The 12,545-nt window shown below is 43.7% G+C and carries 12 protein-coding genes and 1 pseudogene; 9 read left to right on the top strand and 4 right to left on the bottom strand.

Features of this window, described 5'->3' with window-relative positions:
- Nucleotides 1-410 precede the first annotated feature (410 nt).
- The gene (psaM, locus tag VB714_RS12600) at nucleotides 411-506 is read left to right on the top strand and encodes a photosystem I reaction center subunit XII (RefSeq protein WP_323224647.1); all 96 of its coding nucleotides are present in this window, start codon (nucleotides 411-413) and stop codon (nucleotides 504-506) included.
- Between the two features lie 92 nt (nucleotides 507-598).
- Here the strand turns inward: psaM and VB714_RS12595 are convergent, their stop codons facing one another.
- A complete protein-coding gene (locus VB714_RS12595; protein ID WP_323224646.1) occupies nucleotides 599-1,315 on the bottom strand; it encodes a hypothetical protein in 717 nt (238 codons plus the stop codon).
- A gap of 145 nt (nucleotides 1,316-1,460) precedes the next feature.
- Between VB714_RS12595 and VB714_RS12590 the strand changes: the two genes are divergently transcribed.
- The 5 genes from VB714_RS12590 to VB714_RS12570 all read left to right on the top strand — a co-directional run bounded on the left by VB714_RS12590 (nucleotide 1,461) and on the right by VB714_RS12570 (nucleotide 7,810).
- On the top strand, nucleotides 1,461-3,536 hold the full coding sequence (locus VB714_RS12590; protein ID WP_416309668.1) for a DNA phosphorothioation-associated putative methyltransferase: 2,076 nt from the start codon (nucleotides 1,461-1,463) through the stop codon (nucleotides 3,534-3,536).
- 80 nt (nucleotides 3,537-3,616) lie between these two features.
- Nucleotides 3,617-4,444, top strand: coding sequence for a Uma2 family endonuclease (locus tag VB714_RS12585; RefSeq protein WP_323224642.1), 828 nt, complete (start codon nucleotides 3,617-3,619; stop codon nucleotides 4,442-4,444).
- 133 nt (nucleotides 4,445-4,577) lie between these two features.
- The gene (locus tag VB714_RS12580) at nucleotides 4,578-5,711 is read left to right on the top strand and encodes an anhydro-N-acetylmuramic acid kinase (protein WP_323224640.1); all 1,134 of its coding nucleotides are present in this window, start codon (nucleotides 4,578-4,580) and stop codon (nucleotides 5,709-5,711) included.
- Between the two features lie 41 nt (nucleotides 5,712-5,752).
- Nucleotides 5,753-6,199: a hypothetical protein gene (locus VB714_RS12575; protein WP_416309667.1), complete on the top strand. Its 447-nt coding sequence runs from the start codon at nucleotides 5,753-5,755 to the stop codon at nucleotides 6,197-6,199.
- 105 nt (nucleotides 6,200-6,304) lie between these two features.
- Nucleotides 6,305-7,810 (top strand): serine/threonine-protein kinase, encoded by a 1,506-nt coding sequence (locus VB714_RS12570; protein WP_323224636.1) that lies wholly within the window; start codon nucleotides 6,305-6,307, stop codon nucleotides 7,808-7,810.
- A 54-nt stretch (nucleotides 7,811-7,864) separates the two neighbouring features.
- Here VB714_RS12570 and VB714_RS12565 read toward each other — a convergent pair whose 3' ends face one another.
- Complete coding sequence (locus VB714_RS12565; protein ID WP_323224634.1) at nucleotides 7,865-8,785, bottom strand: universal stress protein; 921 nt, start codon at nucleotides 8,783-8,785, stop codon at nucleotides 7,865-7,867.
- A gap of 199 nt (nucleotides 8,786-8,984) precedes the next feature.
- On the bottom strand, nucleotides 8,985-9,185 hold the full coding sequence (locus tag VB714_RS12560) for an NblA/ycf18 family protein (RefSeq protein WP_204102203.1): 201 nt from the start codon (nucleotides 9,183-9,185) through the stop codon (nucleotides 8,985-8,987).
- Between the two features lie 545 nt (nucleotides 9,186-9,730).
- On the opposite strand from VB714_RS12560, the gene VB714_RS12555 reads away from it, so the two are divergent.
- From VB714_RS12555 to csaB, 3 genes are all read left to right on the top strand, one after another.
- Complete coding sequence (locus tag VB714_RS12555) at nucleotides 9,731-10,216, top strand: RNA-binding protein (RefSeq protein WP_323224631.1); 486 nt, start codon at nucleotides 9,731-9,733, stop codon at nucleotides 10,214-10,216.
- Nucleotides 10,217-10,317: 101 nt separating this feature from the next.
- Complete coding sequence (gene rpiA / locus VB714_RS12550) at nucleotides 10,318-11,022, top strand: ribose-5-phosphate isomerase RpiA (protein WP_323224629.1); 705 nt, start codon at nucleotides 10,318-10,320, stop codon at nucleotides 11,020-11,022.
- 145 nt (nucleotides 11,023-11,167) lie between these two features.
- Entirely contained in the window at nucleotides 11,168-12,238 is a 1,071-nt protein-coding gene (csaB, locus tag VB714_RS12545) for a polysaccharide pyruvyl transferase CsaB (RefSeq protein WP_323224627.1), read from the top strand.
- On the opposite strand, the pseudogene VB714_RS12540 reads toward csaB, so the two are convergent.
- Nucleotides 12,235-12,545, bottom strand: a pseudogene (locus VB714_RS12540) (ShlB/FhaC/HecB family hemolysin secretion/activation protein); the annotation flags it as partial. The gene csaB and the pseudogene VB714_RS12540 sit on opposite strands and share 4 nt — an antisense overlap.

The following is a 12,545-nucleotide window of genomic DNA, read 5'->3' as shown; positions in this document are numbered from 1 at the left end:
TGACTGCCCGACAGCAGACAACCAAAAACTTAATTATGTTTCGGCTTCTCCTTCATAAACTATGCCGCCCCTGCTATCAGGTACTTCTTTTTGGTCGGACATTTTATCTGGCGAGAATCACCAATTCGGCCTATCTCGGCACACTTGGGTGCATTGGCTTTTTCAGACTAGCACAATTTCAATAAAACTGACTCCCTTGGGTCGGTTTTATTTGCTGGTCAAAATTCATCTCGCCGTTAAGCCTGTCGGCTCTAACGGGAGTCCTCTTTTGACGTTTAAGATAGATTTGCCAACAAAAGGAGCTTATTGACAGGGAATAAATATTTAATTTTGTAACAATCTGGCGAGGAATAAGTCAAGGATAGCCGAAATTGGGATTCAATTCAGATTAAGAACATTTAAGGAGTTTAATAACCATGACGGAAACCCAAGTTTTTGTTGCCCTGATGATTGCCTTACTACCCGGTATTTTAGCTTATCGTTTGGCTTCCGAACTTTACAAGTAAATTTTCGAGCTAAATTTGAGCTACAAAATTTGAGCTATGCGATCGGGGTAGGTGCTTTCCTTACCCCGATTTCGTGCGATCGCACCAAATAATCAATTTTGTTCAAAACAAATTTTAAGACCGCAGGAGACTGAAATATATTGAATCGTTGCATCTTCTCGATATTCAGTGGTGTCCCGTGGCAGAGTATCGGGATCGGGATAAATTCCCGCAGGAATATCTGCGTTTGCACCCCCACCAAATGTACCAAAATAGAGCTTTTCTTTTGGTTCATTCTGGAAATTGACCGACTCGCGAGATTCAACTTCGCTGGTAAATAAACTAGCTTTCCCATAAATCTTTTCTGCATCTTTTATTAGCATTCCTGCATGAACACCTTCCGCAGTTTGAAAAGCGGGATTATTCGTTTGCAAAAAAGTAATTAAGTCATCATCCTTTAATGGCTGTTCTGCAAAATGGAGGATATAAAATAAAATTTCGCCATCTTGACGGACTGAGATCGCATCAAAATCAACAATATAATGAGGTTCTAAAACATACTCCACTTCTTCCCCTAAAACCGCTTTGGCTTCTGCGAAAGTCATGCCAAATTTTACTTGTCCTATACCCTCACCAGAAATCAAAGTGTTATTTTGGGAAATAACTGGTTTGCCAGATGCAGTATGAGGAGATGCGATCGCAGAATTCTCAACAGGGGAACTTCCTGACGCAACAGCAGTAGACTCCACGCGATCGCGACTGGAATGACTGCAACCCAAGAGAAGAAGGATATTTAATAAACCGGCGATCGTAAGAGAAATTTTGAACATGAGATTCCTAAAAGAGAAGGACTTTTTTTTATATAGTTTTACTCTAACGTAAATAAATATTAATTGTGCGTTCCCAATTTTGCCAACCCTCGGTAAATTTAAAAAGAAATCCCTTGTGCAAATCAAAAACAACGGGAAGAAAATCATGGAAATCGATCGCGATCGCTTTACTGAAATCGTCCAAAAATGTGAAACCAGCTTGATAGGGAAGCGCCTTCCTACTGCTCTCTACGTCCATACTAGCGCCCTTTCTGCCCTCGATCGCATTCTACAAGATTACGAAGATTATGCCAGACAAGCAAGCAAGCAAATTCAAGGGGCAACCCTGATTAAATTTAATACCGAACAACCCAAACTTTCCTATTTATTTTACCCTGATTTTGACATCGATCCTCATCCTGCTTTATCTGCCAGTATCCAAGTCGATCTCAATACGCTAACAGCTAATTATCGCGATTATAGTCACTCAGAAAATCCTCCCATTCTCCATCGCAAAGAAACTTTTGTAACAACCAATTATCCTTTTTATAAACAATTTCGACAACTCACTTGCATTGAAGAAAGATTAGGACTATTAGATAAATCTGGATTTATTGGCACTCGACGAGAATGGTTGCAAAAACTACACCGACGAGGAGTTCATATTTCCGGCCATGAAGTTATTCAGAAAAAAGATAATATTATTCTCACTCCAGATAATTTAACTCCTCGCATCGATCGCCACAAAGCGGCAATAGTTCGCAAACACCTTTCTCGTCCTGTTCGTACTGCATTAGAGGCAGAATTGTTTACTCCAGAAACAACTTTTTTCGACTATGGTTGCGGTCATGGGGGAGACATTGAACGGATTGCCAAACAAGGTTATGAAAGTTCAGGTTGGGATCCTTATTATTGTCCCAATATGCCGCTTATTTCGGCGGATATTGTTAACTTAGGTTATATTATTAATGTTATTGAAGATTTAGCAGAACGAAGAGAGGCATTAATTAAAGCATGGGAATTAACACAAACTGTTTTAATTGTCTCTGCACAAGTGCTAATACGAGATAAGCTAGATGGCCAAATTGCTTACGAAGATGGTATTATTACTCGTCGGAATACTTTCCAAAAATATTATGAGCAAGAAGAATTAAAAACCTATATCGACCAAGTTTTAGAGGTTAATTCTATTCCTGTTGCGTTAGGAATTTACTTTGTTTTTCGAGATGAAACTAAAGCTGAAATATTTCGCGAATCGCGCTTCCGATCGCGGGCAACAACGCCAAGAATTACTGTGAAAGTTAGGCGTTTTGAAGACTATGCAGAAATGTTGGCTCCCTTAATGGTATTTATCACCGAAAGAGGACGATTGCCTGTTAAAAAAGAATTAAAAGAAGAAGAAGAAATATTAGCAGAATTTAAAACTTATCGACGCGCATTTCAATTAATTTTACAAGCAACCGATGAAGAAGAATGGGAAGCGATCGCGGAAAAACGTCGCCAAGATATGAAGGTTTATCTCGCTCTCACTCACTTTACCCATAGATTAACATCGCGAAAATTAACGCGACAAGCTAGAGAGGATTTTAAAGCACTTTTTGGCAGTTACAAACACGCCTGCTTGTTGGCAGATATGATGTTATTAACGGTAGGAGATTTAGAGAATATTGCTGATATTTGTCAAGAAAGTTTTGTGGGAAAAAAATATAAAAATTCCTTTCTCGTGCATATTAGCGTCCTCGAAAAACTCGATCCCTTATTACGTCTTTATGAAGGCTGTGCGAGTCGAACGATCGGGCGTTTAGAATCTGTAACAGTTATAAAATTTCATCTCAATGCACCGAAAATTTCCTATTTATATTACCCCGATTTTGATACAGAACCTCATCCGGCTTTAGAAACGACCATGCAAATTGACCTGCGAGATTTAGAGGTTAAATATTGGGAATGCGATCGTGATAATCCCTCCATTCTTCATGAAAAAGAGCAATTAATTACCCCCGACTATCCCAATTATGAAAAATTCGCCAAATTGAGCCAACAAGAAAGAGATTGGGGATTATTAGAAGAGAGAAATTTGGTTCGCAAGCGTCAAGATTGGCTGAAACTTTTGCGCGATCGCTGCGTTACTCTCAAAAATTATCGTCTCTATTGGCGCAAAGATGCCGATCCTTATAAATTAAAAGCATTACGCGCAGAAGTTGCGAGGCGAAAACAAAAACGAAAACGAAAAAAAGATTAATCTCGAAACTTTACTCAACAATGCGATCGCCGAAACAGAAAAAAATGATAACATAGAATAAAAGAACTTTTTCATCTAAAATGGTTAACCTGACCCAAAGGCAGAAAAAACTCTCTTTAACCCCCAAGAGAGAAGACCTACCAACCATGTACGACTTGCCCAGCGAAGAAGTAGGAGAACCCGGTTTGCCCGACCAATATCATCCCATTCAAGCTCAACTATTAGAGCAAACCTTTCAACCCTCCACTTACCCATCAGATCGAGTTTTCTCGGCAATGGATCTGAATATTTACTATGATGCAGAGAATACAAAGCGATATAAGCGTCCGGATTGGTTTGGAGTTGTCGGAGTGCCTCGACTGTATGAAGAGCGAGATTTAAGGATGAGTTATGTGGTATGGCAAGAAGAAATTAACCCGTTTATTGTGGTGGAATTATTATCACCAAGTACGCAAAGAGAAGACTTAGGACAAACTCGTAGAGATATCGACGAACCACCGACAAAATGGCAAGTATACGAAGAATTTCTGCAAGTGCCATACTATATAATTTACGAACGGGAACGGGATTATTTTCGAGCATTTCATTGGGAAGGAAGTCGCTACCAAGAGCTAGAAATCGCTAATAATCAATTATGGTTAGAAGAGTTGGAATTAGGACTGAGGTTATGGCAAGGACGTCATAACAGAATAGAGCGTTTATGGTTGCGATTTTATGATGCTGCGGGTAATTTAATTCCCACAGAAGCAGAAGAAGCAGAACGAGAAAGACAAGAGAAAGAACGCGAACGACAGGAGAAAGAATACGAACGACAGGAGAAAGAACAAGCACAAACAGCATTACAAGAATTGAGGGATCGCCTTATTGCAATGGGTTTAGACCCCGATAATCTCCCTAGCAATAATTAATTCAGGACAAAGGCGAATGTAGAGAAGGTGATAATCTTGGAAATCAAGCCTCAATTTTTTTGCCTCCTCCCCTTCAATTTGCCCGATCGCCTGCCCATCGCCGATAATCAAAATTGTTCCTTAGTTGTAGTTAATGATAGTTGTTGGCTTAATTAGCGGCACTTCCGTTGATGGAATCGATGCAGTGCTAACCGAAATTACCGGAGATGACCTCGATATCAAGGTCAAATTGCTGTCCGGGGAAACTTATGCTTATCCTGAAGAACTGCGATCGCAAATTCTCGGAGTTTGCGGCGGCGATCGCCTCTCAATAGAAGAACTGGCACAATTAGATGATGCGATCGCCCGACAATTTGCGATCGCCGCCCTCGATATCCAGCAAAACCAACCCCCCGCCACCCTCATCGGCTCCCACGGCCAAACCGTCTTTCACCGTCCCCCCAAGGAAAATGCGATCGGTTATACCCTGCAACTGGGACGGGGCGACCTCATCGCCAAAATAACCAAAACCCGCACCGTCAGTAACTTTCGCGTTGCCGATATTGCCGCCGGAGGTCACGGTGCGCCCCTCGTTTCCCGCCTCGATCTGGCACTCCTCAGCCATCCCAAAGAATATCGCTGCGTCCAGAACCTCGGCGGCATCGGTAACGTCACCTACTTACCCCCCCGCCTCCTGCAAAGAGAGAACGAAGTCATCGGCTGGGATACCGGACCCGCCAACGTCCTCATCGATCTTGCCGTCGAACGCTTCACCAATGGGCGAGAAACCTACGATCGCAATGGAGATTGGGCCGCAAAAGGCACCCCTCATCACGAACTCGTCGAACGCTGGCTGCAACAGGATTTTTTCCACCTCCCGCCCCCTAAATCTACCGGACGAGAACTCTTTGGGAAAGAATACTTAGCCAGGTGTTTTGCCGATACCGAAGCAGAATTGAGCCAAGCAGACTGGCTGGCCACCCTTACCGAACTCACCGCCGCATCCATTGCCCGCAGTTACCGCAATTTTCTCCCCCACTTCCCCAAAGAAGTTCTTTTGGGGGGAGGAGGAAACCGTAACGCTTATCTCAAGCAGCGTTTGGCTCAACATCTCTCCCCCGCCACCGTCCTCACCGTCGATGAAGTGGGGGTTAACTCCGACTTCAAAGAAGCGATCGCCTTTGCCCTCCTCGCCTACTGGCGCATCGGCGATCGCCCCGGTAATGTACCCCGAGTCACCGGAGCCAGCCAACCCTTACCCCTCGGAGACATTCATCCTTTCTTCTGATGAAGGGTATACTGAGAGAAGAATATCGAAAGGATGGTATTGTGGCTCATACCTTTTTATTGGAGGAAGGACGTTGGATTCTACAAGGCAACTGGTTAGAGAAAAATGACCTGCCCGTTGCCGTTAAAGGCAGAACCATCATCGCTTGGGGACAACAAAATTGGTTTACATGGGTGACCAAACTGGAATTTCCCCAAAGCGATCGCGCAGCCATTTCATTACAATATCGGGGTCGTCTGGAATCGGGAGAGCGTCAGTATAATTTCGTTCTTCAACATAGTTTATTAGGTCGAGTTGAAGGAGAGGGCTGGATCGCGCCGGAATCCATCGTTCAGCGCTATATGGTGATTAGCGACGATGAACGTCAGCGACAGAGCGGCTTTGAAACCCTCTACCGATTAGATGATAATACTTATCATCTCTCGAGCGGGATTCTGACAGGTCATTCCTTAACTACAATTATGGAAGCCAGTTTAGAACGCATCTAAATCTCACCTTAATTGGTTATTGGTTATTGATTATTCGTTAATCTTTAGCGTGTCATTAGTATTTATGCGAACCCACCTCCTCTCTTTTAGGATTGGAGTCCGATTATGACAAAAGACCCCTATACCGATCGCATATTGGCCAACCGCTATCATCTCCTCGAACTCGCTGGCAAAGGAGCGATGGGGAGAGTATACCGCGCCGAAGATACCCTACTGGGGGGCGTAATTGTCGCGGTGAAGTTTCTGGCTCAAACTCTGCTGAATAAAAGAATGCGCGATCGCTTTGAGCGAGAAGCGACGATCTGCGCCCTATTAGCCGAAAAAACGATTCATATTGTCCGAGTTCGAGATTACGGGGTCGATGCCCAAGAAGTCCCCTATTACGTGATGGAATTTCTTGAAGGAGAAAGTCTCAGCGAATTGATTCGCAAGCGAGATATCTCTCTTTCTCGCTTCTTAAGAGTTATCCGTCAAGCCTGTCTCGGTCTACAATGCGCCCACGAAGGCATTATTTTTAAAGGCGAAAAAAATAAAATTATCCATCGCGATATTAAGCCCAGCAATCTCCTTTTAATGGAAGATGCGACCCTGGGAGAACTGGTAAAAATTCTCGATTTTGGGATTGCCAAACTAATTGAAGAAAATCGCGAGCAGACTCACTCATTTATGGGAACTCTCGCTTACTGTTCCCCGGAACAAATGGAGGGAAAAGAGTTAGATCGTCGCTCTGATATTTACAGTTTGGGGGTGATGATGTACGAGATGCTGGCCAATGAAATGCCCCTATTGCCGGAAAATAACTCTTTTGGGGGTTGGTATAAGGCGCACCACGATTTTAAACCTCTACCTCTCAAACCCGAACTTAATATTCCTCCCGAACTTAATAGCCTGATTATGCAATGTCTGGCGAAAAAGCCCGACGATCGCCCAGAGAATATGGGGGAAATTCTCAAGGTCATCTCCCCCCTCGCCGAACGCTACGATCGCGATCGCCATCCGGCTAAAATTGAAAAAGACACCAAGGGCGATCGCCAGCCCACCCCCACAGAATCATCCCTCGAAGACTTATGCCTGCAAATGACTTGGCCGCAAACAATGCCTCAGCAAAAAATTGTTTTTCCTCGCTTCATTCGCACCCCCAAAGGAGTGCTTTCAACTCTCTGGATTATGATCGAACAGCAAGATATTTTTAATCGTCGTTTGAGTACCCGCTACAATCAATTTCTCTTTTCTACGATTCCTCATCCCATGCTGTTATGGATCACTGTACTTTACAGTCCCCAGCATGGTCCACGTTGGCTGCCCTGCTATCTAGACATGAAAACTTCTATGGGTCAAAACACGACGCGCTTACTAGGAGAATCAGGGGAATATCGGATGCTCTTTTTTGCCTTGGAAAATGTGTCTAAGTGTCAGCACGTGATGAATTCTACCATCGATCCCGAACAGTGCAAGCGCCTATTACATTGGGCTGATACCAGTAAGGGATTGCGCGATGCCGGTCAGTCCACCATGAGTAAAAATTTACTCAAACAAGAATTTGAGAAGTTAAAACCCAAGATTTTAATGAAGTTAGAAGCCGCGCAAACCCAATACCCGTCTAGTAGTTGATAGTTGATAGTTGATAGCTATGCACTGAGTTTGCCGAGGTGTTAATAGTTGGAATTACTTTTTCGGGGAGAAAAAGAGGATGGGAAACCAGCTATGACGCAGGATTTCATTGGCAAAACTGGGAGCAGTGAATTCTAGGAGGGCGCTGCGGGAAAGATGGGAGGTGGCGATCGCGCTAATATCAAAAGTCAAGGCAGCATCTAAAAGTTCGTGTAGAGGATTGCCAGTACGAACTTCAGTATTAACCTCTAAACCCACAGTTTCTAAATCGGCTTTCACTTCTTCCAGCTTGTTTTGCGCTTCCTCAATTTGATAATTTTCGGGAACGCTTCTGCGAACGCCTTCACTTGTTACCCACAGGAGCATACACTTTTGAGGAGCAGTGGGCAGATTTTTGCTGACATATTTTTTCACTTCCTCAATTAAATATTTTGCTGTCTTACCATCATTGTAGGGAATAAGTAGATAGCGCCATAAATGCTGGCAGCGCAATGCCAGTTCTTCGCGAGTATAAGTAGAAATTAACTGAGGACGGAGAATCATTAAAGGAATTTCTGTCACCTTGGCCATTTCTTGGGTTGTACTGCCAAAAAGAGTCTCTTGCAAGGTATTTTTAGTAGACATCCCAGTGAAAACTACATCGATCCCATACTCCTCCACTAACTTGGGAATCGTATCCATCGGTCGCCCTACCGGAACTTCGATTTTAACTTCCACATCTGGAGGTAAACCAATTAAACAAGGAGCAAGCTGTGCTTCCGCTTCTTTAATTTTGTCCTTGTCAATCTTGGGGATCGATCCTTCTTCTCGAACTGGGACGCTATGACAGAAAACAATCCGTTTGAGTCCTCCTGCGGCAAGACTGGGTACGAATCCAATTAAGCGATGCAAACCATCGGAGAAGTCCGTACAAATTAAACAATGCTGAAACATAGTGAGAAGAATAATAGGTCGATAGATTGAAATAGGGTTCACGAACTAAACCCTACTCAAACTATAGTTGAGAAATATAGCCTTTTTGCATATTTTTTAATAAAAATGTACGATCGCCTTGCCTTGCCCAGAACAAAGTAAAGAAGCCCTCCCACAATCCCCCGTCATGTTCCCCTTCTAGAAACTCAACCCGAGAAAGAGGCGCTCCAGTTTGATTTCCCCTATTGGCGATCGCCTGCCACTATTGAGCGGGATTCATGGGCGCACCAATTCCCCACTCGTGCTTGATGAACTCCTTATACATATTCTCCTTCGCCAGCATTTGCTCGTAGAGTTTGACTAAAAATTCTTGTGCCTGTTCGTGACTCATCTTTTGAACCTGCATCTCAAAAGACCGAATGTTGAACCTTTGTTCTAAGGATAATTCAATGGGTTGTGACATGGTTGGATACTCCAAACGACGAACTTGACGACTCGAGCAGCGATCGCGTTAAAAATCCCAATGCCATCTAGAGCGGGGATGATGAAATGCGTTGCTGCTATGTAACGAAATATAACATTGATTTGACAAAAATGCCAAGTATTGCTTTATACATTCTGTAAAGATTGTATTCATATCTTGACAAAATCGCTGCCAACGTTATACCAAGACCCGAGAAATGGGATTGCTCGAAGCGAACAAAAAAAGTGGGGAGAGGGAAGATGTCTTAACTTGTGCTATTTTTTGAGTGTTGTTGCATTGATAATTGAGAAGGAATTGTCAATCTGTTAAATTGATGACGCATTGTGTGAACATTCTGTAATAATTAGATTTGGGGTGAAATTATAGGTTTGTCCTAGCACCGAGAAATGAACGTACAAACTTAAATAGATAGAGTTTTGTCTTCATGTTGTATACAATACAGATTTAGTTTGCGTGAAACGTGAAATGAGATCGCCAACACCCCGACTTTTTTTTGGATTAGCTCAAATTTGGAGAGAATTTTTATGTCTATTCGCCTTTATGTTGGGAATTTGCCCAAGGAACCCGTAGACCGTCAAGCCTTACACGACATTTTTGAGGGTATTGAAGGAACGATATCGACCAAAGTGATCAAGGATCGTAAAACGGGGAAATGTCGGGGATTTGCCTTTGTTACAGTATCGACGGATGAAGCAGCCGATGCCTTGATCGAAAAATACAACGGTCAGACATTTATGGAAAGTCCCCTAAAAATAGAGAAAGCACTACCTCGGGCGAAAAAGTCTGAGAAAGAATCGGAAGGGGAAACTTCTGAGGAAGGTTCTCAAGAAGTCAAAACACCTACACCGTCTGCGAGTAAGCGTAGTTCTTCCGGTGGTGGGAAGTCCAAACAATCAAAACGGACTAACCCACAAGGAGGCAAAAGCGATTCAATTCAGCCAGATCCTCGCTGGGCAACGGAGTTATCAAAGCTCAAGGAAATGCTTGCCGCTCAAACAACCAATTCTTAATACAAAAGTTCTATAGCAATTGAGGATCATCGAGTCTGTCACCGACGATGATTCCTTTGTCGTGCAGACAAAATTATTACAAACCGTAGGAGCAAGAAATCATGACCGCAGAGCCAATTAACCTTATGAAACAGCAAGTCGGGAAAGCGGCAGCAGATCGAGTTGTTTCTGGGCAAGTAGTGGGATTGGGGACGGGTTCGACAACAGCTTATGCTATTCAATTTATCGGCGATCGCCTTAAATCTGGAGAAATAAAAGATATTGTCGGCATTCCCACTTCTTTTCAGGCTGAAGTTCTGGCCAAAAAGTATGGCATTCCTTTAACAACGTTGGACGCTTGCGATCGCATTGATATTGCCATTGATGGGGCCGATGAAGTAGACCCCAAGAAAAACCTGATTAAAGGGGGAGGGGCGGCACATACGCGAGAAAAAGTCGTCGATTATCTCGCAGAGACGTTTATTATTGTGGTGGATAGCGGGAAGTTAGTGGATAAACTCGGGTCAACTTTCTTGTTACCCGTAGAGGTGATTCCCATGGCGATCGCCCCAGTTATGCGGGCTTTGGCAGGATTGGGGGGCAAACCCGAGTTACGGATGGGAGTGAAAAAAGCAGGTCCAGTGGTGACGGATCAAGGTAATTTAGTCATAGATGTTAAGTTCGAGTCCATCGACGATCCCGTGGGTTGGGAACAAAAAATCAATAATATTCCTGGGGTTTTGGAAAACGGTTTATTTGTTAACTGTGTCGATCTGGTTTTAGTGGGAGAAATTAAAGACGGCAAACCCACAGTGCGAGAAATGTAGGCTATTTTGTTGACTTGCTTCTCATCTCCCTCAAACTTGAGAAAGGTTTGGGGGTTTTTGCTGGGAAATATCCGGCGCGATCGCCTTCATTGCTGGCGCAAAAAATGTTAAGTTGATTTTTTACTTTTGACTCAATCTTTTACTAATGGGAACAACTCGGGCAATATTGTGCGGTTATTATGGCAAAGGCAATGGCGGTGATGAAGCCCTCCTCGCAACCCTGCTGCAAATGCTCCCCGAGTCTATCACCCCGATCGCCCTTTCTGGGGATCCTCAACAAACCTATCAGCGCTACGGCATCGAAAGCTGCGATCGCGCTTCTGGCTTTCGCATTCTTGAAGCCTTGAAGAAATCCGATTATTTCATTTGGGGTGGGGGAAGTTTAATGCAAGATGTCACCAGTTTTGCCAGTCCTTTTTACTATGGGGGCTTAATGGCAATGGCGCAGAAACGCGGCTTAAAGACCATTGCTTGGGCGCAGGGCATCGGACCCCTAAAACGTCCCATAACGCGGTGGCTGACCCGACAAGTCCTCTCTCACTGCAATGCCGTTAGCGTCCGCGATCGCGCTTCAGCACAATTATTGGCTGACTGGCAAATTAAAAATCTATTATCTCCAGATCCAGTTTGGGCATTAAAAGCCAAATCTTATTCAGGTTTGGGAAATCTACACGCCCCTAGAGTCGCCGTGATTTTGCGCCCTCATCCCCAACTTACCGTACATCGTCTCGATTGCCTTGCTCATGCCCTGAGTTCCTTCCAAAAAGCTACAGAAACAACAATTTTACTCGTCCCTTTTCAACCCGTCCAAGATTTAGAAATGGCTCAGGCTTTTGCGACTCGACTACCCGGTGTGTCTCGTATCATTACCCTAGAAGACCCGAGGGAATTAAAGGGATTATTTCAAGGGGTAGAAATGGCGATCGCCATGCGCTTGCACGGTTTAATTATGGCCGCTTCTGAGCAATGTCGCTGTTTTGCCCTCAGTTACGATCCTAAAGTTAGCCAACTGATGGAAGAGATTAATATACCGGGTTGGGAATTAGCCAATATTCCCGATGACCCCAATATTATTTGTCGTGCTTGGTTGGACTATTATGCTAATGGAACGCCTTTGAATTCAGCACAAATTGAATCTTTCCGCGATCGCGCCCAATTGCATCAAGAACTCTTAGTAAATATTATAGAACCCAACAGAAAGGAGGTATTTTCTTAAAAACTATAAGCGAGACTAAAATAAATCCCATCATCTTGAGCATTAACAGAGCGATCGCGGATATTCACTAAAGGCAAAGTTAAATCGAGGCGCAAGTTTAAATTTTCCACGGGAGAATAAAGCAATCCTACCCCTGCACCCGCCAAAAAATGCTCGTTAGCGATTTGGTCTGGGTTGCTAGGATTATTCCAGACCATCCCCATATCTAAAAAGGGAATCACCTGCAATAAATGAATATTATCTTGTTCTTGTACTAAAGTGATGCGATCTTCAATGGACAAACGCCAACCATTATCCCCCGATCGCG

Source organism: Spirulina sp. 06S082, from assembly GCF_034932145.1.
Lineage (GTDB): Bacteria > Cyanobacteriota > Cyanobacteriia > Cyanobacteriales > Spirulinaceae > CCY15215.
This window is presented reverse-complemented; position numbering and strand designations above follow the sequence as displayed.